Origin of the sequence: Nocardioides pantholopis (assembly GCF_003710085.1) — a bacterium.
Classification (GTDB): domain Bacteria; phylum Actinomycetota; class Actinomycetes; order Propionibacteriales; family Nocardioidaceae; genus Nocardioides; species Nocardioides pantholopis.
Genome location: NZ_CP033324.1, coordinates 3,881,033 through 3,902,255, shown reverse-complemented (window position 1 = coordinate 3,902,255; position 21,223 = coordinate 3,881,033). Strand labels below are relative to the sequence as shown.

At 74.1% G+C, this 21,223-nt stretch carries 20 protein-coding genes; 10 read left to right on the top strand and 10 right to left on the bottom strand.

Features of this window, described 5'->3' with window-relative positions; all coding sequences use genetic code 11:
• Window positions 1–46: 46 nt before the first annotated feature.
• The 6 genes from EBO35_RS18610 (at window position 47) to zwf (ending at window position 8,422) form a co-directional block, all read left to right on the top strand.
• Window positions 47–814, top strand: coding sequence for an enoyl-CoA hydratase-related protein (locus EBO35_RS18610; protein ID WP_122819052.1), 768 nt, complete (start codon window positions 47–49; stop codon window positions 812–814).
• A 142-nt stretch (window positions 815–956) separates the two neighbouring features.
• Complete coding sequence (locus EBO35_RS18605; RefSeq protein ID WP_122819051.1) at window positions 957–3,137, top strand: HelD family protein; 2,181 nt, start codon at window positions 957–959, stop codon at window positions 3,135–3,137.
• A 63-nt stretch (window positions 3,138–3,200) separates the two neighbouring features.
• Window positions 3,201–5,108: an anthranilate synthase family protein gene (locus tag EBO35_RS18600; protein ID WP_122819050.1), complete on the top strand. Its 1,908-nt coding sequence runs from the start codon at window positions 3,201–3,203 to the stop codon at window positions 5,106–5,108.
• 7 nt (window positions 5,109–5,115) lie between these two features.
• On the top strand, window positions 5,116–5,685 hold the full coding sequence (locus EBO35_RS18595) for an anthranilate synthase component II (protein WP_122819049.1): 570 nt from the start codon (window positions 5,116–5,118) through the stop codon (window positions 5,683–5,685).
• The gene (locus tag EBO35_RS18590; protein ID WP_122819048.1) at window positions 5,682–6,971 is read left to right on the top strand and encodes an anthranilate synthase component I family protein; all 1,290 of its coding nucleotides are present in this window, start codon (window positions 5,682–5,684) and stop codon (window positions 6,969–6,971) included. Before EBO35_RS18595 ends, EBO35_RS18590 begins: the two co-directional genes overlap by 4 nt.
• A gap of 14 nt (window positions 6,972–6,985) precedes the next feature.
• The gene (zwf, locus tag EBO35_RS18585) at window positions 6,986–8,422 is read left to right on the top strand and encodes a glucose-6-phosphate dehydrogenase (protein ID WP_122819047.1); all 1,437 of its coding nucleotides are present in this window, start codon (window positions 6,986–6,988) and stop codon (window positions 8,420–8,422) included.
• A 7-nt stretch (window positions 8,423–8,429) separates the two neighbouring features.
• On the opposite strand, the gene EBO35_RS18580 is transcribed toward zwf, so the two are convergent.
• Genes EBO35_RS18580 through EBO35_RS18545 form a run of 8 tightly spaced genes read right to left on the bottom strand, consistent with a single transcriptional unit; the run spans window position 8,430 to window position 14,654 of the window.
• The gene (locus EBO35_RS18580; RefSeq protein ID WP_122819046.1) at window positions 8,430–9,308 is read right to left on the bottom strand and encodes a thioesterase family protein; all 879 of its coding nucleotides are present in this window, start codon (window positions 9,306–9,308) and stop codon (window positions 8,430–8,432) included.
• A gap of 46 nt (window positions 9,309–9,354) precedes the next feature.
• Window positions 9,355–9,987, bottom strand: coding sequence for a hypothetical protein (locus EBO35_RS18575; RefSeq protein ID WP_127479459.1), 633 nt, complete (start codon window positions 9,985–9,987; stop codon window positions 9,355–9,357).
• On the bottom strand, window positions 9,984–11,462 hold the full coding sequence (locus EBO35_RS18570) for a sensor histidine kinase (protein ID WP_122819044.1): 1,479 nt from the start codon (window positions 11,460–11,462) through the stop codon (window positions 9,984–9,986). Before EBO35_RS18570 ends, EBO35_RS18575 begins: the two co-directional genes overlap by 4 nt.
• Complete coding sequence (locus EBO35_RS18565; RefSeq protein ID WP_122819043.1) at window positions 11,459–12,160, bottom strand: response regulator transcription factor; 702 nt, start codon at window positions 12,158–12,160, stop codon at window positions 11,459–11,461. The genes EBO35_RS18570 and EBO35_RS18565 overlap by 4 nt, the downstream gene beginning before the upstream one ends.
• A gap of 42 nt (window positions 12,161–12,202) precedes the next feature.
• On the bottom strand, window positions 12,203–13,063 hold the full coding sequence (locus tag EBO35_RS18560; RefSeq protein WP_122819042.1) for a fructosamine kinase family protein: 861 nt from the start codon (window positions 13,061–13,063) through the stop codon (window positions 12,203–12,205).
• Window positions 13,060–13,563, bottom strand: a complete 504-nt coding sequence (locus EBO35_RS18555; protein ID WP_122819041.1) for a low molecular weight protein-tyrosine-phosphatase — start codon at window positions 13,561–13,563, stop codon at window positions 13,060–13,062. The genes EBO35_RS18560 and EBO35_RS18555 overlap by 4 nt, the downstream gene beginning before the upstream one ends.
• On the bottom strand, window positions 13,560–13,955 hold the full coding sequence (locus tag EBO35_RS18550) for a phage holin family protein (protein ID WP_122819040.1): 396 nt from the start codon (window positions 13,953–13,955) through the stop codon (window positions 13,560–13,562). The genes EBO35_RS18555 and EBO35_RS18550 overlap by 4 nt, the downstream gene beginning before the upstream one ends.
• A gap of 12 nt (window positions 13,956–13,967) precedes the next feature.
• Window positions 13,968–14,654, bottom strand: coding sequence for a GntR family transcriptional regulator (locus EBO35_RS18545; RefSeq protein WP_122819039.1), 687 nt, complete (start codon window positions 14,652–14,654; stop codon window positions 13,968–13,970).
• Window positions 14,655–14,730: 76 nt separating this feature from the next.
• Between EBO35_RS18545 and EBO35_RS18540 the strand changes: the two genes are divergently transcribed.
• Together EBO35_RS18540 and hisC are read left to right on the top strand one after the other, a co-directional pair.
• On the top strand, window positions 14,731–15,288 hold the full coding sequence (locus EBO35_RS18540; RefSeq protein WP_164478046.1) for a VanZ family protein: 558 nt from the start codon (window positions 14,731–14,733) through the stop codon (window positions 15,286–15,288).
• Between the two features lie 5 nt (window positions 15,289–15,293).
• Complete coding sequence (gene hisC / locus EBO35_RS18535) at window positions 15,294–16,373, top strand: histidinol-phosphate transaminase (RefSeq protein ID WP_122819037.1); 1,080 nt, start codon at window positions 15,294–15,296, stop codon at window positions 16,371–16,373.
• 199 nt (window positions 16,374–16,572) lie between these two features.
• Here hisC and EBO35_RS18530 read toward each other — a convergent pair whose 3' ends face one another.
• Entirely contained in the window at window positions 16,573–17,904 is a 1,332-nt protein-coding gene (locus tag EBO35_RS18530; protein WP_122819036.1) for an HNH endonuclease, read from the bottom strand.
• A gap of 293 nt (window positions 17,905–18,197) precedes the next feature.
• Complete coding sequence (locus EBO35_RS18525) at window positions 18,198–19,106, bottom strand: M15 family metallopeptidase (protein ID WP_122819035.1); 909 nt, start codon at window positions 19,104–19,106, stop codon at window positions 18,198–18,200.
• Between the two features lie 57 nt (window positions 19,107–19,163).
• Between EBO35_RS18525 and EBO35_RS18520 the strand changes: the two genes are divergently transcribed.
• Window positions 19,164–20,141, top strand: coding sequence for a glutathione S-transferase family protein (locus EBO35_RS18520; RefSeq protein WP_122819034.1), 978 nt, complete (start codon window positions 19,164–19,166; stop codon window positions 20,139–20,141).
• Between the two features lie 61 nt (window positions 20,142–20,202).
• Window positions 20,203–21,117, top strand: a complete 915-nt coding sequence (locus tag EBO35_RS18515) for a cation diffusion facilitator family transporter (protein WP_122819033.1) — start codon at window positions 20,203–20,205, stop codon at window positions 21,115–21,117.
• Window positions 21,118–21,223: the final 106 nt, after the last annotated feature.

Genomic DNA, 21,223 nt, shown 5'->3' with positions numbered 1-21,223 from the left:
CGCACGGGTGGTTAACGATCGCTAACCCGCGGGCTAGGATCGCGCCATGAGCGACTCCGCCGCCGCCCCGGACCGGGTGGTCCACTACGAGGTCTCCGACGGCCTGGCCACGATCACCCTCGACTCCCCCCACAACCGCAACGCGCTCTCGCGCCAGCTGGTCGGCGAGCTGGTGGCCGCCCTGGACCGGGCAGCAGCGGACGACGACGCCCGGGTCGTGCTGATCCGGGCGACGGGCACGGTGTTCTGCTCCGGTGCTGACCTCGCCGAGGCCGCCACCGGGAGCATGGAGGAGGGCGCGCTCACGATCATCGCCATCCAGCGCCGCATCCTCACCCTGCCCAAGCCGGTCGTCACCCGGGTGCACGGCGCCGTGCGCGCCGGCGGCACCGGCATCGTGGCCGCCTCCGACGTCGCGATCAGCGCCGAGGAGGCCTCCTTCGCGCTCACCGAGGTCAAGCTCGGCCTGGCCCCGGCGGCGATCTCGGTGACCGTGCTGCCCCGGATGACCAGCCGCGCGGCAGCGCTGGCCTGCCTGGGCGGCGAGACGTTCCGCGGCGCCGACGCCGCGGCGTACGGCCTGGTGACCAGCGCCGTCCCGCGCGACCACCTCGACGAGGCGGTGGACGCGGTCTGCGCGAGCCTCGGCACCGGCGCGGCGCAGGGCCTGCGCGAGACCAAGGCGCTGCTCAACCGCGAGCTGGTCGAGCGGCTCGACGCCCGCGGGCCCGAGCTCGCGGCGCTGAGCGCCCGCCTCTTCGGCTCCGAGGAGGCCAAGGAGGCGATGCTCGCCTTCCTGTCCCGCTCCCGGTAGGCCGTACGGGGGCCGTCCCTGTGACGCAGTGGTCTCGCAATCTGGCGGAACCGGTCCCGCAGCGGCGATAGGCTGGTGGACTTGCCGTGGCGGCCCACGCCGCGGCACGGGCCGGGACCGGTACGAGCGAGGGGGTTCGTCCTTGAGTGACGAGCTGGTGGAGCGAGAGGTCGCGAACGAGCAGGCGTTCGTCGACCGCGTCTACGTGCAGCTGAAGGACTCGGCCCAGGCCGCCCGACAGCTCGCGCGCGAGGGCCACGACCGCGGCAAGATCGGCCACGAGGGTGGCCTGGTCGAGCGCGACGCGATGGTCTACCAGGCGGCGCGCCGGATCGCCCAGCTCGACGCCGCGCACGAGGGCCTGGTCTTCGGCCGCCTCGACCTGCGTCCGGAGAAGGACCCCGAGCCGCGCTACATCGGCCGGATCGGGCTGCGCGACGCCGACCGCGACTCGCTGCTCATCGACTGGCGTGCCCCGGCCGCCGCGGTGTTCTACCAGGCGACCGCTGCCACGCCGCAGGACGTCGTACGCCGCCGGGTGCTGCGCTGCGCCGGTCCCCGCGTCGTCGGGGTCGAGGACGAACTGCTCGACGACTCGGTCGAGACCGACCTCCCGATCGTCGGCGAGGGCGCGCTGATGGCGCAGCTCTCCCGGGCCCGGGACCGGTCGATGCACTCGATCGTCGCCACCATCCAGGCCGAGCAGGACAAGGCGATCCGCGCGCCCGGCAAGGGTGCCGTGCTGATCACCGGCGGACCCGGCACCGGCAAGACAGTGGTCGCGCTGCACCGCGCGGCGTACCTGCTCTACACCGAGCGGCGCCGCTACGAGACCGGCGGCGTCCTCGTCGTCGGCCCCAGCGGCGTCTTCATGCGCTACATCGAGCGGGTGCTGCCCAGCCTCGGCGAGACCGCCGTCGCGCTGCGCTCGCTCGGCGAGGTCGTCGACGGCGTGCGTGCGACCCGGCAGGACGAGCCGTCGGTCGCCGACGTCAAGGGTGCGGCCCGGATGGCCGAGGTGCTGCGCCGTACCGCCCGCCAGCAGGCCCCGGGCAGCCCCGACCACTTCCGGATCTTCTGGCGCGACGACACGATCGTGCTGGACCGGGGCGTGCTCGGGCGGGTCCGCCGCCAGCTGATGTCCCAGGGGCCGCGCAACAAGCAGCTGCCCCGGGTCGCCAACGCGCTGCTCGACGCCATGTGGCGCCAGGTGCGCGGCGAGCGGGGCCGCGAGCGGGGCCGCGAGGCGTTCAACGACGACATGCTCTCCGACCAGTCCTTCATGGACTTCGCCGCGGCCTGGTGGCCGCCGCTGCACGCCCGCGACGTGCTGGGCTGGCTGCGCGACCCCGAGCTGCTGGCCCGGGTCTCCGACGACGTGCTCTCGGCCGAGGACGAGCGGCTGCTGCTGAAGTCGTGGAGCGGAGCCGCCGAGGACCTCTCGGTCCAGGACGTGCCGCTGCTCGACGAGCTGCGCTACGCGCTGGGCGACGTCCCGGTGAAGGTCGAGGACGAGCGGGACAACCCGCTGGCCGCCCTCGAGGGGTCGGTGGACATGCAGGAGCTCTTCACCGCCGCCGACCGCGAGTACGCCCCCACCGGTCGGGCCTGGGCGGCGCCGACGCACCGCATCGAGGACGACGGCTTCGCGCACGTGCTCGTCGACGAGGCCCAGGACCTCACGCCGATGCAGTGGCGGATGGTCGGCCGCCGCGGCCGGACGGCGTCCTGGACGATCGTCGGGGACCCCGCGCAGTCGTCCTGGCCGGTGCCCGAGGAGGCCTCGGCCGCGCGCGCCGAGGCGCTCGCGGGCAAGGCGCTGCACGAGTTCCACCTCTCCACGAACTACCGCAACTCCGCCGAGATCTACGAGCATGCAGCGGCGTACGCCGAGCGGGTCGGGCTGAACGCCGACCTGCCCACCGCCGTGCGCTCCACCGGCGTCCACCCGAAGGTCGTCGAGGGCGTCGCCGACCTCGAGGCCGCGACCCGCGAGGCAGTCGTCGAGGTCGCCGGTGCCGTGGGCGGCACCGTCGCCATCGTGGTCCCGGCCGCCCGCCGCTCCGAGGCGAACGCCTGGCTGGCGTCGTGGCCGGAGCTCGCCGAGGACGCCACCGGCGCCCGGGCCGCGGTGGACTCCTCGGTGACCCCGTCGGGGGAGGACCGGGTCGTGGTGCTCACCGGCCTGGACACCAAGGGCCTGGAGTTCGACGCGATCGTCGTGGTGCGGCCCGAGGAGATCGAGAGCGAGGCACTCACCGGCCGCGCCACGCTGTACGTCGTCCTCACCCGCGCCACCCAGCTGCTGACCACGATCTCCTGAGGCGGCGTGTCCAGCGGCAATAACCCCGCGTTACAGCGGGCGGGGCGCAACTAGAGTTCGGCCATGACTGCCACGCCTTCCGCCGCCCGGGCCGCGATCGACGCGCTCCAGGAGCACGAGGCCTGGGCGATCATCCGGCGCTCGACCCGGGCCGGCGACCGGGACACGGTCGGCCTCGTGGGGGGACGGCGCAGCGTGGTCGAGTCGCTGCTCGACGTACCCCTCGAGGAGGGCCCGCCGGCCGCGGGCCACATCGCGGACCGGCTGGTCGCGGTGCCGTTCCGGCAGGTCGCCGAGCGCGGCTTCGAGGCCCACGACGACGGCACCCCGCTGGTCGTGGTCGACGTCGAGACCGAGCAGGAGTTCTCGGTCGCGGAGGTCGTGGCCGCGATCGACGAGGTGCCTGTCGAGTTCGCCGACCGCGGCGGCTTCGAGACCTCCGACGCCGAGTACGAGAAGCTCGTCGAGGCGATCGTGCGCGACGAGATCGGCCAGGGCGAGGGCGCCAACCTCGTGGTCGGGCGCCGCTACCGGGCCCGGGTCGCCGACTGGGGCGCCGACAAGGCCCTCGCCGTGTTCCGCCGGCTGCTCGAGCGCGAGCACGGCGCCTACTGGACCTACGTCTTCTTCACCGGCGACCGCTACCTGGTCGGGGCCAGCCCCGAGCGGCACGTCTCCATCCACGGCGGCGACGTCCGGATGAACCCGATCAGCGGCACCTTCCGGATCCCCGGCGAGGGCGACACCCGCCAGCAGCTGCTCGACTTCCTGGCCGACGAGAAGGAGATCTACGAGCTCTTCATGGTCGTCGACGAGGAGCTGAAGATGATGTGCGACATCTGCACCGAGGGCGGCCAGGTGCTCGGCCCGTTCCTCAAGCCGATGTCCCGCCTCGTGCACACCGAGTACCTCCTCGCCGGCCGCACCACCAAGGACCCGCGCGAGGTGCTGCGCGACACCATGTACGCCGCGACCGTGACCGGGTCGCCGGTGGAGAACGCCTGCCGGCTGATCAAGGCCTACGAGACCCACGGCCGCGGCTACTACGGGGCGGCACTGGCGATCCTGGGCCGCGACGCCGAGGGCGGCCCCGTGGTGGACAGCCCGATCGTGATCCGCACCGCCGACGTCGGCCTCGACGGCACCCTCACCGTCACCGCCGGCGCCACCCTGGTGCGCGACTGCGACCCGGCGTACGAGGTCGCCGAGACGCATGCCAAGGCCGGCGGGATCCTCAGCGCCTTCGGCCTGGTGCCGCCGGCGCCGGTCCCGGACGTCAACGTCGCCGAGCTGGTCAGCGACGAGGACGTGCTGCTGGCGCTGAACGCCCGCAACCGGCGGCTCTCGGGGTTCTGGCTCACCGACCAGGGCGGCGCCGACCCCGACCCGCGGCTGGCCGGGCGCAGCGCGGTGATCCTCGACGGCGAGGACGACTTCGTGAACATGCTGCGCCACGTGCTGCGGGTGCTCGGCATGACCAGCGAGGTGGTCCGCCACGAGGACTACCGGCCCGGGGTGCTGGACGGCTACGACCTGGTCCTCGTCGGCCCCGGCCCCGGCGACCCGCGCGACGGCGACGACCCGAAGATGGCGCAGCTGCGCGCGGCCGTGGCCGAGCTGCTGGAGCAGCAGCGACCGTTCCTGGCGGTGTGCCTGGGCCACCAGGCGCTGTGCCACCAGCTGGGCCTGCCGCTGACCTACAAGGACATCGTCTTCCAGGGGACCCAGTCCCCGGTCCCGATCGGCGGCCGCACCGAGCGGGTGGGGTTCTACAACACGTTCGTGGCGCGGCCCGACGACGCCACGGTGCTGCCCGACGGCGTGAGCGTCGAGACCGACCCGGAGACCGGCGACGTGCACCTGGTCCGCGGGCCGCACTTCCGCGGCATCCAGTTCCACGCCGAGTCGATCCTCACCGAGCGCGGCTACGACCTGCTGCACGACCTGGTCGCCGGGCTCCTGCTGGACTGACCCGGAGGTGGTCGACGCGGACGTCGTGGTCGTCGACCACCACGACTCCTACACCTGGAACCTGGTGCACCTGGTCGCCGGCGTCACCGGCCGGCTGCCTCGGGTCGTGCAGCACGACGAGGTGAGCGCGGCCGACCTGCTGGCGCACTCCCACGTCGTGCTCTCCCCGGGCCCGGGGTCACCCCACGACCCGGCGGACTTCACGGTCGGGCTGGAGGTGCTGCGGGCGGCCACCCGGCCGGTGCTCGGCGTCTGCCTGGGCATGCAGGGGCTGGTCGCGGCGTACGGCGGCCGGGTGGGGCGGGTGCGGCCCGCGCACGGGGAGGTGGCCACGGTCCGCCACGACGGGCGCGGCGTGTTCGCCGGCGTCCCGCAGGGCTTCGCGGCGGTGCGCTACCACTCCCTGGCGGCGCAGGAGGTCCCCGAGTGCCTCGAGGTCACCGCCCGCGCCACCGACGGGGTGGTGCTCGGGGTGCGGCACCGCACGCTGCCGCTCGAGGGCGTCCAGTTCCATCCCGAGTCGGTGCTCTCCGAGCACGGCGCCCGGCTGGTCGCGAACTTCCTGGGCCCCCGATGACCGGCCCGGCCGAGGAGTTCCGCGCCGTCGCGGCGCGGCACCCCCGGTGCTTCTGGCTGGACGGGGTCGGCTCCCGGCCCTGGTCGGGCCGTCGCTCGGTGCTGGGCTGGCTGGAGCCCGAGGACGTCTCGCTGGCCTACGACGCGCGCACCCGCGAGGTCACCCGGTACGCCGGAGGCCGCGCCGAGGTCGTCGGCGACGACCCGTTCACGGTCCTGGCCGAGGAGCTGGCCGCCGGGTCGGCCACCGACCGGTGGTTCGGCTACCTCGGGTACGCCGCGCGCGCCGACCTCCCGGCGTACCCCTCCCGCCGGGACGGGGCCGGGCTGCCCGACGCGGTGTGGATGCGGCCCAGCCGGGTCCGGGTCGTCGAGGTGCCACTTCTGGGGCAGTCCTCGGGGTTCTCGGGGTCTGCAATGCCCGAGAACCCCGGGGATCCCCGGCCCCCCACCCCCACCTACCGCGCCGCCTTCGACCGGGTCCAGGAGCACCTGCACGCGGGGGCGAGCTACGAGGTGAACCTGACCCACCGGGTGACCCGGGCGGTGGACCGGGACCCGGTGGCGACGTACCTGCGGCTGCGCGAGCTCAATCCCGCGCCGTACGCCGGGTTCGTCCAGCACGACGTGCCGGGCGCCCAGGCGTGGGTGCTCGGGTCCAGCCCGGAGCGCTACGCGCTGGTCGAGCGGCACCCGGACGGCGGGCGGACCCTCGAGACCCGGCCGATCAAGGGCACCACGCCCCGGGGCTCGACGCCGGAGGAGGACGAGCGGTGGCGCACCGAGCTGCGCACCGCTGCTCGGTTCCGGGCCGAGAACCTGATGATCGTCGACCTGCTCCGCAACGACCTGGCCCAGGTGTGCGAGCCCGACACGGTGCAGGTGCCGGAGCTGATGGCGGTGGAGTCCTACGCGACGGTGCACCAGCTGGTCTCGACGGTGCGCGGCCGGCTGCGGCCCGACGTACCCACCGTCGAGGCGCTGCGCGCGCTGTTCCCGGCCGGCTCGATGACCGGGGCGCCCAAGCTGCGCACCATGCAGGTGATCGAGGAGGTCGAGGTGACCCCCCGGGGCGCGTACGCCGGAGCGCTGGGGTGGGTGGGCGCCGACGGCCGGGCCGACCTCGGCGTGGTGATCCGGGCGCTGACCACCACCGGCAACGGGACCTGGCAGGTCGGCACCGGCGGCGGCGTCACCGTCCACTCCAGCGTCGAGGCCGAGTATGCCGAGGCGGTGCTCAAGGCGGAGCGGGTGCTGGCCGCGCTCGCGGTCGGCCACCGGAGGTGACTACCCTCGAAACCATGGAGCGACCGTGCGTGATCGTGCTGTTCGGGGCCACCGGCGACCTGGCTCGACGCAAGCTGCTGCCGGGGCTGCTCCACCTCTTCGAGGCGGGGCTGATCGTCGACGCCCGGATCGTGGGGACCTCGCTGGAGGATCTCGACACCGAGCAGTTCGTGAAGCTCGCCCACGAGGCGTGCCTGGAGTTCGGCAAGGCCCAGGTCAGCGAGGAGCAGTTCGCCCGGTTCGCCGGGCTGCTCACCTACGTGCCCCAGGGCCGGGGTCCGCACGCGCTGGCCGCGGCGGTCGCCGAGGCCGAGGCGGCCTTCGACCCGTCCGGGCCGTACGTGGGCCGCCTGCACTACCTCTCGGTGCCGCCGAAGGCCGCGCTGGACGTGGTGCACCAGCTCGACGAGGCCGGCCTGGTCGAGCGCTCCCGGATCATCATGGAGAAGCCCTTCGGCACCGACCTGGAGTCGGCCAAGCGGCTCAACGCCCGCCTGCACCAGGTCTTCGAGGAGCGGCAGATCTTCCGGATCGACCACTTCCTCGGCAAGGAGCCGGCGCAGAACATCCTGGCCTTCCGGTTCGCCAACGGCCTCTTCGAGCCGATCTGGAACCGCAACTTCATCGACCACGTGCAGATCGACGTCCCGGAGACCCTCGGCCTGGAGGGCCGCACCAAGTTCTACGAGTCCACCGGCGCCTACCGCGACATGGTGGTCACCCACCTGATGCAGGTGCTGGCGTTCATGGCGATGGAGCCGCCGACCTCGCTGGCGCCCGACCCGATCAGCGACGAGAAGAACAAGGTGTTCACCTCGATGCGCCCGATCGACCCGAACAACGTGGTGCGCGGGCAGTACGCCGGCTACCGCGGCAAGGACGACGTGGCCGACGACTCCGACACCGAGACCTTCGTCGCGCTCAAGGTCGAGATCGACAACTGGCGGTGGGCGGGCGTGCCGTTCTACCTGCGCACCGGCAAGAAGCTCGCCGAGGGCGCCCGGATCATCTCGATCGCGTTCAAGGAGCCGCCGCTGTCGATGTTCCCGGCGGGCTCGAACGCCGGCACCCAGGGGCCCGACCACCTCACCTTCGACCTGGCCGACCAGTCCAAGATGTCGCTGTCGTTCTACGGCAAGCGGCCCGGGCCGGGGCTGAAGCTGGAGAAGGCCTCGATGCAGTTCGCCACCCACGAGACCACGTCGTCGGGGGCGGTCCTGGAGGCGTACGAGCGGCTGATCTACGACGCGATCCGCGGTGACCACACGCTGTTCACCACCGCCGAGGGCATCGAGACCCTGTGGGAGCGCTCGGTCCCGCTGCTCCAGGACCCGCCCCCGGTCCGGCTCTACGCCCCGGGCAGCTGGGGACCCAACGCGATCCACCAGCTGATCGCCCCGCACGCCTGGCGGCTGCCGTTCGAGCGGTCCTGGCGCGGGGTCTCCCGCTAGCGCCCGCTCAGGCGCCGGGCGTCGACGTACGCCGTCGGGTGCCGTCCTCGGCGTGCTCGACCTCGCCGAAGTTCACGACCCGCTTGGCGTTGGCCAGCGCGGTGGTGATGACGGTGCCGAGCCGTCCGGAGCGGTCGAAGACCGCTGCCGTGCCGACCGCGATGCCGTCGTGCTCGCGCCGGTCGACGGCCTGGAGGCCGATCGAGACCCCGTCGGGCTCCCGGGCCAGGGCCAGGGTGATGTCGGTGTTGATGTGCTCCACGCCGCGGCTGCCCCAGTTCGTGACCAGGCTGGCCCCGTCGGCGAGCGAGGCCACCGCCTGGAACGGGGTGAGCTCCTCCCCGGCGACGATCCGCGGGCCGGTGCTCCAGGTCTGCTTGCGCCCGGCGTTCTGGTGCTCGCGGAAGTCCTGGGACCAGCCAGCGTCGCTGGCCACGAACGGCACGTGCGGCTCGTCGGTGGGCGGCGCGAGGTCGGCCGGCGGGGGGACCGGGTCGGCCTCCTCGGGCGCCCACACCTCGCCGCCGGTGCTGCCGGCGGCCTTGAGGAACAGGGCGCCCGCCCGGGCGACGGGGCGCCCGTCCTGGCTGAGTGTCGCGTCGACCAGGCACAGCCGCGGCCCCTCGCGCACCACCTCGGTGGTCAGCACGCAGGCGGCCGTCGTCGCGGCCCGGTACAGGTCGACGGTGTAGCGCGCCGGCCGCAGGTCGTCGCGGCCCAGCTCGGCGACGGCCCGCTCCGCGGCCCGGGCCAGGGCGCCGCTGACCGCGACCCCGTGCAGGTGGTCGTTGCCCCACAGGCTGCGGGCGAGGTCGGTCGGCAGCAGCGTCTCGGCGCCGTCGGGCGCGGTGTCGCGCGTGAAGAAGGACAGGTCCACGCCGGTCATTGTGTCCGGGCCCACGGTCGGGCCGGCACAGCGGGTCGGCCGCCGACTATCCCGCGTCGGCGAGCTCCGCGGCCTCGGAGGCGTGCGTCGAGAGCTGGGTCATCGCGAGCTCGATCCCGCGGACCAGCGCGCGGCGGTCGTAGGGGCTGGTGTCGGCGGCGTTGACGACGTGGATCAGGTTGCCGTTCTCGACGAACCCGGTGGCGGTGACGCCGTCAGCGTCGGCGGTGACCACGAGCCGGGCGGCGTCCGCACCGGGGATCGCCGGTTCCGAGACGCTGCCGTCGTCGGGGGGACCCATGGTCCGCCAGGCCGCGTCCAGGCCGTCGGCGAAGACCATGTAGTTCGCGTCCAGGACCGGGTCGCCCTCGGTTTCCGGCAGCAGAGCGCAGCGGGGCGCGTCGGCGGTGCCGCGGTCCGGCGTGACCTCGGCGCCCAGCGCCGCGGAGACCTCGTCGGCGGCGATCCCGTCGCAGGGGTTCCAGGTCTCGGCGGTGCCGTGCGGGTCGCCCTCGGACGCGGAGTCCACCGAGGAGCTGGTCGCGGGCTCGTCGTCCCCGGCGCCGCAGGCCGCGAGCGGCGTGACCAGCAGGCCGGTCAGCAGCGCGGGCAGCACGACCCGGGCGGCGCGGGTAGAACGGGGGCAGGTAGGGCGGGAGCGGAGGATACGGCGGTTCATGCGGGGTCCTGTCCGGCCCGGGGAGTCCGGGCGGCTGGTGGCGGGGCTGGCTGAGCGGGCTGGGGAGGAGGCTGGCGGGGCGGCGGGGTGGCGTTGCCGGGCAGCCGCAGCTGCAGGCGGGCGCCGCCCGCCGGGGAGGTGTCGGCGCGCACCGAGCCGGAGTGGCGCAGCGCGACCTGGTGGACGATCGAGAGCCCGAGGCCGGAGCCGGGCATGGAGCGGGACTCCTCGGAGCGGAAGAAGCGGTCGAAGACCCGCGGCAGGTCCGCCTCCGGGATGCCGGGCCCCTCGTCGTCGACGGTGAGCAGGCCGCGCTCCAGCACGACCCGGACCGTGCCGCCCTCGGGGCTCCACTTGGCGGCGTTGTCGAGGAGGTTGGTGACCGCCCGGGACAGGCCGGCCTGCTCCCCGACGACGTACCAGGGCTCGGCGCGGACCTCGAAGCGCACCTGCGGGGCCCGGCGGCGGACCCGGGTGATCGCGTCGTCGAGCACCTCGGAGAGGTCGATCGTCTCCACGACGTGGGTCAGCGGCTCGTCGCGGGCGAGCTCGACCAGGTCGCCGATCAGCGTGGTCAGCTCCTCCATCTGGGCGCGCACGTCGGCGAGCAGCTCGGCCCGGGCGCCCGGCGGCAGGGCGGCGCCCGAGGAGTCGGCCTGGGCGAGCAGGTCCAGGTTCGTGCGCAGCGAGGTCAGCGGGGTGCGCAGCTCGTGGCCGGCGTCGGCGACCAGGCGGCGCTGCCGCTCCCGGGAGGCCGCGACCGTGGTGAGCATCTGGTTGAACGCGGTGGCGAGGCGGGCGATCTCGTCGGCCCCCTCCACCGGGAGCGGGTCGAGGTCCTCGGTCCGGGCGATCTCCTCCACCCGCCGGGTCAGCCGGCGCACCGGCCGCAGCCCGTTCGCCGCGACCACCCAGCCGGCCATGCCCGCGCCCACCACGCCGGCCAGGCCGAAGAGCAGCATCACCACGCCGAGCCGGCCCAGCACCTGCTGCTGGGACTCCAGGGACTCCGCCAGCACCAGGGCGTTCCCCTCGCCGTACGGCACCGCGACCACCCGGTAGGCCTCGCCGTCGGTGCGGACGGTGCGGACGCTGGAGGACTCCTCACCGCGCGCGACGGCCACCTCCGGCGCCCCGAGCCGCGGGGTGGGCTCCATCCGCTGGGGGACGTACGTCGTGCCGTCGGCGGCGATCATCGCGACCCGCAGGTCCGTGGCCACGACCGCCCAGGCCGGGACCTCCTCGCCCGAGGGGAGGGCGGTCAGCGCCGGCGCCTGCGCGGCCTGCCGGGCGCGGTCGCGCAACGAGTCGTCGAGGGTCGCCTGCAGCTGCATCCGGACCGTCACGTAGGCGCCGAGCGCCACGAACGCGACGGTGAGGCCGACCGCCATCGTGGTCAGCAGCGTGACCCGGCTGGCCAGCGAGCGTCGGTAGTGCCAGCGGTCGTCGGCGGGTCCGGTGGGTCCGGTGCTCATGCTTCCTTCAGCACGTAACCGACCCCGCGGACGGTGTGGATCAGCCGGGGCTCGCCGGCCGCCTCGGTCTTGCGGCGCAGGTAGCCGACGTAGACCTCCAGCGAGTTCGCGCTGGTCGGGAAGTCGTAGCCCCAGACCTCCTCGAGGATGAAGCTGCGCTCGAGCACCCGGCGCGGCCGGCGCAGGAACATCTCCAGCAGCGTGAACTCGGTGCGGGTCAGCTCGATGAGCCGGCCGTTGCGCCGCACCTCGCGGGTGGCGACGTCCATGCTGAGGTCGGCGAAGGTGAGCGTCTCGTCGGGGGTCTCCTCGCTCGGGACCACCCGGCGCAGCAGCGCCCGCAGCCGGGCCAGCAGCTCGGCGAGCGCGAACGGCTTGGTCAGGTAGTCGTCGGCGCCCGCGTCCAGGCCGGCCACCCGCTCGCCGACGGCGTCGCGGGCGGTCAGGACCAGGATCGGGACGTCGTGCCCGGCGGTGCGCAGCGCCCGGGTCGTCTCCAGCCCGTCCAGGCGCGGCATCATCACGTCCATCACGACGACGTCCGGCGCGGACTGGCCGATCGAGGCCAGCGCCTCGGCGCCGTCCTGGGCCAGGTGCACGTCGTAGCCGTTGAACTCCAGGGACCGGCGCAGGGACTCCCGCACAGCCCGGTCGTCGTCGACGACGAGGACGCGGGGCTTCGGCGCGGTTGCAGTCACTCCCTCATGATGCCGAACCCGCCTGAGCCGGAACTGAGAGCGTCAGGAGTACGTCGCCGCGGCGGCCGCAGCGCGGGCGCCGTACCCGCCGCCGAACAGGCAGGCGTGCACCAGCAGCGGAAATACCTGGTGCGCGGCGGTGCGCTCGCGCCATCCGTCGGTGAGCGGACTCACCTCGGCGTAGGCGTCCAGCACGCGCTGCAGGTGCGGCAGCCCGAACAGCGCCAGCATCGCGAGGTCGACCTCCCGGTGCCCGCCGTACGCCGCGGGGTCGACGACGGCGACGTGGCCCTCGGTGCCCCACAGCACGTTGCCGTTCCACAGGTCGCCGTGCAGCCGCGAGGGGGCCTCCTCGGGCAGCAGCGCGCCCAGCCGCCCGACCAGGCCCTCGATGGTGGCGGCCTGGCCGTCGGTGACCGCGCCCCGGTCGCGGGCCAGCTTCAGGTAGGGCAGCACCCGCCGCACGGCGTAGAACTCCGCCCAGGTCGGCGCCGGCCGGTTCGGCAGCGGGAGCCGGCCGATGAAGCCGTCGGCGTCCAGCCCGTACGTCGGGGCGCCCGCGCGGTGGGTGGTGGCCAGCGCCCGGCCGAACTCCGCCGCGGCGTCACCGGAGTTGCGGCCCGGCTCGACCCACCGCAGGATCAGGCACTCCTCGTCGGCGGCGAGCACCTCCGGGGTGGCGACCCCGCCCTCGACCTCGGCCAGCCAGCGCAGCCCGCGGGCCTCGGTGGGGAAGAAGCCGGCCGGAGCGCGGGGGAGGGTCTTCATCAGCGCGGTGGTGCCGTCGCTGAGGCGGAGCTTGGTGGCGGTGCAGATGTCGCCGCCGGCGACCGGCGCCGTGGCCACGACGGACCCGCCGAGGAGGGCCTCGGCGTGGCGGGCGGCCAGCGGCTGGCGGGTCACGACGCGCGCAGCTCCCGCTGCAGGGCCGCGACGATCGCGGCGGCCGTGCGCTCCACCATCGCCAGCACCTCCTCGAACCCGTCGTCCCCACCGTAGTAGGGGTCGGGAACCTCGCCGCCGGGCTCGACCGGGTCGAAGTCGCGGAACAGTCGCACCCGGTCGCTGCGCCCGCCCAGGTCGGCGAGGTTGGAGCGGTCCATCGCGAGGACCAGGTCGTGCTCGTCGGCGCGGTCGGGCGCCCACTGGCGGGCCCGGTGCCGGGTGCTGTCGTAGCCGTGCGCGGCGAGCGTGGCGGCGGCGCGGGGGTCCATCGGGCCGCCGACGTGCCAGCCGCCGGTGCCGCTGCTGTCCACCCGGACCCGGTCGGCCAGTCCGGCCTCCTCGAGGCGCCGGTTCAGCACGACGTCGGCCATCGGGGAGCGGCAGATGTTGCCCAGGCAGACCACGGTGAGCGTGTAGCGGTCCGGGTCCCGGGCCGGAGGGAGCGCGGGTGGCGTCATCGGCGGTCGTCGGTGCCGAACAGGCCGTCCACGCCCCAGGTCACGATCGTGATCACGATCGCGCCGCCGACCGCCGGCCAGAAGCCCTCGACCACGAAGCCCAGGTCCAGCTTGCCGGCGATCCAGCCGGTCAGCTTGAGCATGCCCGCATTGATGACCAGCAGGAACAGGCCGAGCGTGACGATGATGAACGGGATCGACAGCACTGTCAGCACCGGCTTCACCAGCGAGGTGACCAGGGTCAGGATCGCCGCCACGACCAGCAGCGGGAGGATCTTCTCCTCGATCTGGGCCTGGCCGCTGGTCGGCCCGGAGAACCGGATCCCGGCGAAGATCCAGGCCGCAACGGCGAGGGCCACGGCATTGCTGGCCAGCAGGCTCAGGAAGCGCATGCGGCGATTGTGTCAGTCGCCGTCCAGTCCGAGCGCGTCGGCGATGTCGCGCTCGGCGGCCTCGAGGTGGCCGCGCAGGAACTCGTGCGCGCCGACGACGTCGCCGGCCTCCAGCAGCACCACGAGCTGGGTGTGGTTGTCGGCCTCGTCGTGGGCGTTGCGCCGCAGCCGCTCCACCTGGGCCAGCGCCACCTTGAGCTCGCCCACCAGGCTCTCGGCCGTGCCGACCAGCCGCGGGCTGCCGGTGAGCGCGACCAGCGAGACGTGGAAGGCGAGGTGGCGCTCGTTGAGCTCCTGGTAGGACGCGTCGGCGCGGACCGCGGCCGTGTAGGCCTCCAGGCGGCGGCGTACGTCGTGGCGCAGCTGGGGGTCGGCGTCCGGCCAGCGCAGCACGCCGGCCCCCTCCAGGACCCAGCGGGCGGCGCAGATGTCGCGCACCGAGTCCAGCTCCGGTCGGGTGACGCTGACGCCCCGGTGCGGCTCGCGGGTCGCGAGCCCCTCGGCGACCAGCACGGTCAGCGCCTCGCGGACCGTCGGGCGGGACACCCCCAGGGAGGCCGCCAGTGCGACCTCGCGCAGCGGCGTACCGGACTCGAGCTCGCCGTCGAAGACCGCCCGGCGCAGCTCCTGGGTCACCCGCTCCACGGCGGAGGGGTGCTCCTGGGGCAGCGTCCCGGAGGGGGCGGCCGGAGCGGGCATGGGGCCATTGTGGCCCATCCGGCAGGCACGGCGGGTGGTTCGGCCCGCCACGGGGCGGCTCGCTACGGTCGGGCGCATGGTCCCGGTCGGCGGTGTGGCGGTGATGCTCCTCGGCGTGGTCGTCTCCGGCGTCCTGTGCCTGCTGGTCTACCTGGTCGCGCGCGGCCCGCTGGGCGTGCTGGGCGCGGGTGCGCTCGCGCTGCTGCTGTGGTCGCTGGCCGTGATCGCCTGCCTCACGCTGGTGCCGGCGGAAGGCGCGCCCGGGATCGTCCCCGCCGAGACCCGGCAGGAGACCTGCTCGTGGGACTACGGCGGGCCGGCCCCCGAGGGGTTCTGGATCTTCTCCGGCGGGCAGCGGCTGCTCAACACGCTCGTCTTCGTGCCGCCGGGCCTGCTGATGGTGGTGTTCCTGGCCCGCTGGCCGCGGGCCGCGCTGGTCACGGTGCCGCTCGGGCTGGCGGTGCTCGCGGCGTACTCCGCCGGGATCGAGCTCACCCAGCTGGAGCTGGCCCGCCTGGACCGCGCCTGCGACATCACCGACGTCGTCGACAACAGCACCGGGGCGCTGCTCGGCGGCGCGGCCGGGCTGCTGGCCGCGCTCGTCCTGCGACCCTGGCGCGCGCGCCTACGCTGAGCGCCATGACCGGTCAGTCCCGCCCCGCACCGCGGCCCAACATCGGCCTGATCCCGCCGTACGTCGCCGGGCGGCCGCCGACGGTGCGCCCCGGGATGACCTCCTACAAGCTGTCCTCCAACGAGAACCCGTATCCGCCGCTGCCGGGTGTCGTCGAGGCGGTGCAGGAGGCGGTCGCGCAGATGAACCGCTATCCCGACATGGGGTCCGCGGCGCTGTACGCGGCGCTCGCCGAGACCTGCCGGGTGCCGGTGGAGGACCTGTCGGTGGCGACCGGGTCGGTGGCGCTGATCTACCAGCTCGTGCAGGCGTTCTGCGAGCCGGGCGACGAGGTCGTCTTCGCCTGGCGCTCCTTCGAGGCCTATCCGATCGCGGTCACGGCCGCGGCGGCGACAGCGGTCCGGGTGCCGGTGCTGCCGGACGGGCGCCACGACCTGCCCGCGATGGCGGCGGCCGTCACCGACCGGACCCGGGTGGTGCTGGTCTGCACGCCCAACAACCCCACCGGGCCCGCGGTGAGCCAGACCGAGCTGGACGAGTTCCTGGCGGCGGTCCCACCCCACGTGCTGGTCGTGGTCGACGAGGCCTACCTGGAGTTCGTCCGGATGGCAGACCCGGTCGACGGGCTGGCGACGTACCGGCGCCACCAGAACGTCGTGCTGACCCGCACCTTCTCCAAGGCCTACGGGCTGGCCGGCTTCCGGGTCGGGTACGCCGTCGCGCCGGCGCCGCTGGCCGCGGCGCTGCGGGCGGTGTCGCTGCCGTTCGGGGTCTCCTCGGTGGCACAGGCCGCGGCGATCGCCTCGCTGGAGCGGCGCGAGGAGCTCCTCGAGCGGGTCGACGCACTCGTCGCCGAGCGCACCCGCGTCGCCACCGGCCTGCGCGAGCGCGGCTGGGACGTCCCGCAGGCGCAGGGCAACTTCGTCTGGTTCGAGCTCGGCGAGCGCACCGCCGACTTCGCGGCCGCCGCCGAGGAGCTCGGGATCATGGTCCGGCCGTTCGCCGGCGAGGGCGCCCGGGTCTCCATCGGCGAGACCGAGGCCAACGACCGGCTGCTGCGGCTCGCCGAGGGGTTCGTGCGCTGACCGGCCTCGGTGGTCGAGCCGTGAGCGCAGCGAGCGTGTCGAGACCCCGATCGGAGCGCAAGGGGTCTCGACACCCCCAGGCGTCAGGGCGCCTTCGCGGCTCGATCACCGGGAGGGCCAGGCGCCGGGGCGCCTTCGCGGCTCGACCACCGGGGCAGGTGGTCGAGCCGTGAGCGCAGCGAGCGTGTCGAGACCCCGGTCAGATGGTGACGATGGTGGTGCCGGTGTGGTCGCGGCGCAGGTGGATGCCGTTCGGGGTTCGCCACAGGTAGGTGGTCTCGTCGAGCTTGGTGTAGGTCCAGGCGGTGTGGGTCTTGGCCCGGTGGTGGGTGCGGCACAGGGGTGCGAGGTTGGGGTCGGTGGTCTCGCCGAACTCCTCATGGCCCGGTGGCCCCTCGCGTTCGTGCCGGTGGCGGATGACGTGGTCGGTGTCCGCGCGGCGGGCCGAGCGGCCGCACCAGGGGAAGACGCAGGTCGGGTTGTTGAGCTGGACCCGTTCTGACATCCGGTCGGGGACCTCGTAGGCGTCGGTGTGGTCGACGTCGGCGAGGTCGAGAACCGGCTTCACGATGACTTGGGCATCGGGGTTGGCGCACCAGGTCTTGACCTGGTCGGCGGAGACGAACGAGCGGGTCTCCTCGACCCGGGCCAGATGCAGGCCGTCCCCGCCACTGAGGGCGGCCTCGGTGAGGTGGACGTGGATGACGACCTGGCGGGGCTGGCAGCGCTTGGACAGGCCCTGCACCTGGGTCGGGGTGGTGTCGAGGTCGAGGGCGAGCTGGCGGCGGGCGATCTCGCCGACCGCTAGGGAGCGGCGGACGTCGAGGGACTCCGCGCAGCCGAGCTCGCCGAGGACCCGGGCACCGCGGGCGACCGCGTCCTCGAGGTCGAGGGCGTCGGCGAGGTCGAGCTCGCCGTCCACGACCACGGTCCCGCCGAACGAGACGCGGCCGGTGTCGAGGTCGAAGTGCCGCCGGTCCGCGGCAGCGCGGCGCTTCTCTTCGGCGCCGGCGGGGTCGAACCGGACCCGGGCCTCCTCGATCAGCCGGTCCAGCGCGGCGTACCCGATCTTCCCGGCCACCGCGTGGACGTGGGTGTCGACGTAGGCCGCGCCATCGGCGGGGAGCGAGAGGGTGTTCGCCGCGATCTTGCGGCCCCGCCAGGCGGGCACGCTCCCGGCCCGCACGGCAGCCCAGGTCCGCGGGAGCCGGTGCGCGAGCTCGACCGCCTCACCGAGCATCGCCCGAGCAGCGTCGCTGCTCATGCCGAGCGCGGCACCGAGCTCGAGCGGGGCGAACTCGGTGACCAGCGGCGCGCCCGGCCCCGCGATCGCGATCTCGCCCTCGGCACCCGGCAGGCAGGCCGCGTCGTCCAGGCAGTCGACCGAGTGCATCGAGGCCCACGCGACCGCAGCCTCGAGCAAGGCGACCTCGGCACGGTCAGCCACAGCACGCTGGGACCGCGCGAACGCCAGCACCGCCGCTGGGCTGTCGCACTCGCCCAGCGGGGCGGGGTTCGGGTCGATGGCCATAGCACATTCTACTCGAACAGATGTTCGAAGAACTAGAGGTGGAGTGAAGAATGTGGAAGGAAATTCTGCGACGGAGGGCGGGACCGTCAGCCCAAGACAACGGCAACGCGACCGCGGGCGGAACCAAGACCCTCAACCCCAGCGGCGCGGAACCACCTGGTCCGGTGACCGGGGTCTCGACACGCTCGTCGCTGGCGCTCCTCACGGCTCGACCACCGGGGGGGCTCGACCACCGAGGGGCTCGACCACCGGGACCGGCTCGACCACCGGAGCGGCTCGACCACCGGGGGGCGTCACCGGCCGCTGGCGCTGAAGTGCTGGTAGTCCTTGCGGGTCGACCAGGCCCCGCCCCAGGCCCAGCCGATCCGGGCGAACGCGCGCACGACCGGGCCGTCGGGGGTGATCATGCCGGGCCGCACCCAGGCGCGGTCGGCGTACGCCGAGGCGAGCTCGGGCAGCACCAGGTCGCCGCGGACGTAGGGGTTCTGGAACGGGTTGATGTCGATGGCCAGCCCGTAGGCGTGCTCGGAGTACGACGTGCCGCCGGTGATCGGGCGGCAGACGAAGGCGCCGGTGTCGTTGCCGTCCCCGGTCGGCGCGGCGTCCAGCTCGGCGCGGGTGGTGATCGCGATCCGCTCGAACGGGAAGCGGGCCCGCCACAGGTCCCGGAAGACGCCGACCAGGTCGTCGGCCGCGGTGCGGTTCACGAGCAGCTCGCCGGTGTGCCGGGCGCCGTCGAAGCCGCGGAAGGCGACCCGCACCCAGGCGAGGTCGTCGGCGGCGACGGGGCAGCGCGGCCCCCAGGTGGAGCGCGCCAGCACCCGGGCCGGTGCGGGGGCGACGACCCGGGAGGCGAAGCCCCGGCCGGGAAGGGCGGCCACCGGGTCCGGCAGCGTGAACCGGCGGTTGCGCAGCTCGCGCGGCGTCGCGCGCACCGCGCCGTACCCGTCGGGGCCGAGGGGGAGCACCCGGGTGCCCAGCCAGTCCGGCGGGACGGTCCCGGGTGCGGCCGACGCCGGCGCGGACGGCGAGGACGCGGACGGCGAGGGTGTGGACCCGGAGGTCGAGGGGGCGGACGCGGACGGCGAGGGGGTGGCCGACCGGTCGGCGGAGTCCCCGCCGCCCTCGCTCGAGCAGCCGGCGGCCAGCACGGCCGCGGCCACCAGGGCGAGCAGCCCGCGCAGGGCGGGGGTCCGAGGCATCCGACGACCGTACGTCAGCCCGCCCCGGGTCGTTGAACGCTCACCTAGGATCGGGACATGAGTGCCGGTGCTGACCAGACCCCCACGAGCTCGACGTACGTCGAGAAGGGGAAGGCCTTCGACCGGGACATGAACTACATCCCGGACCGGATCACCCGCGACGCCCGCGTCCCTGAGCACGGCCCCCGCGACGTGCCGCTCTGGCCGGTCGAGCCCGGCCGCTACCGGCTGGTGGCGGCCAAGGCCTGCCCGTGGGCGAACCGCACACTCATCGTCCGGCGCCTGCTCGGACTCGAGGACGTCCTCTCGGTCGGGCTGCCCGGCCCGACCCACGACCAGCGCAGCTGGACCTTCGACCTCGACCCCGACGGGGTGGACCCGGTGCTCGGCATCCACTTCCTCAAGGACGCCTACGAGAAGCGCTTCCCCGGCTACCCGCGCGGCATCACCGTCCCCGCGATCGTCGAGGTCGAGAGCGGCCAGGTCGTCACCAACGACTTCCCGTGGATCACCCACGACCTGTTCTTCGAGTGGCGCGACTTCCACCGCCCCGACGCGCCGGACCTGTGGCCCGCCGACCTCCGCGAGGAGATGGAGGAGGTCATGAAGCGGGTCTTCACCGAGGTCAACAACGGCGTCTACCGGTGCGGCTTCGCGGGCTCCCAGGAGGCCTACGACGCGGCGTACGACCGGCTCTGGGTGGCCATGGACTGGCTCGAGGACCGGCTGGCGACCCGGCGCTACCTGATGGGCGCGGCGATCACCGAGGCCGACATCCGGCTCTTCACGACCCTGGCCCGCTTCGACGCGGTCTACCACGGCCACTTCAAGTGCAACCGGCAGAAGCTCACCGAGCTGCCCAACCTGTGGGGCTACGCCCGCGACCTGTACCAGACCCCGGGCTTCGGCGAGACGATCGACTTCGACCAGATCAAGGCGCACTACTACGTCGTGCACACCGACGTGAACCCCTCGGGCATCGTCCCGAAGGGCCCGGACCCGGCGGTCTGGCTCACCCCGCACGGGCGGCACTGAGACCGCCACAGCCCTGCTCCGGCCTGCTCCGGGGCCCCCGGCCCCGGCCTAGAGTGGCGCCATGGGGCACGACCACGCGCACGCCGCCGGGCGGGCCGAGGACCGGGGCCGGCTGCGCATCGCGCTCCTGGTCACCGGCAGCGTCCTCGTGCTCGAGGTCGTCGGCGGCCTGCTCACCGGGTCGCTGGCGCTGCTCGCCGACGCCGCGCACATGGCCACCGACGCCGGCGCGATCGTGCTGGCCCTCGGGGCGTCCTACCTCGCCAGCCGCCCGGCGGGGGTTCGCTCCACCTTCGGCTACCACCGCGCCGAGATCCTCGCCGCCGCTGTCAACGGCCTGCTGCTGCTGGTGGTCTGCGGGTACGTCGGCTGGGCCGGGGTGCGCCGGCTGGCCGACCCGTCCTCGGTCGACGCCGGCCCGATGGTGGGGTTCGCGCTCGTCGGCCTGGTCGCCAACGCGATCTCGCTGGCGGTGCTGAACCGCTCCGAGACCGGGTCGCTGAACCTGCGCGGCGCCGCCAACGAGGTGCTCGCCGACCTGGTCGGGTCGGTGCTCGCGGTGATCGCGGGCGTGGTCATCTGGACCACCGGCTGGCTGTACGCCGACCCGCTGGCCTCGCTGGTGATCGCGGTGCTGATCGCCCCGCGGGCGGTGCTGCTGGTCCGTGACAGCGCCGCGATCCTGTTGGAGATCGCGCCGCGCGACCTCGACCTGGACGACGTACGCCGGCACCTGCTCGGGGTTCCCGGGGTCGTGGACGTCCACGACCTGCACGCCTGGACGATCACCAGCGGCATGGCCAGCCTCTCCGCCCACGTGACGGTCACCGACGCGTGCCTGGCCGAGCGCGGCGTCGGCCCGACGCTCGACGAGCTGAGCCACTGCGTCGCCGCGCACTTCGCGGTCCAGCACGCGACCTTCCAGGTCGAGCCGGTCAGCCACCGCGACCACGAGGACCTCGGCGAGGTGCACTGAGCCGGCTCCGCGCCGGGGTGGGGCCGGTTGGCCGCCCGCACGGGGCGGCGCTAGGTTGGGCGCATCCCACTTGTGGGCCGGGTCACAGAGGTGCACCACCACCGCG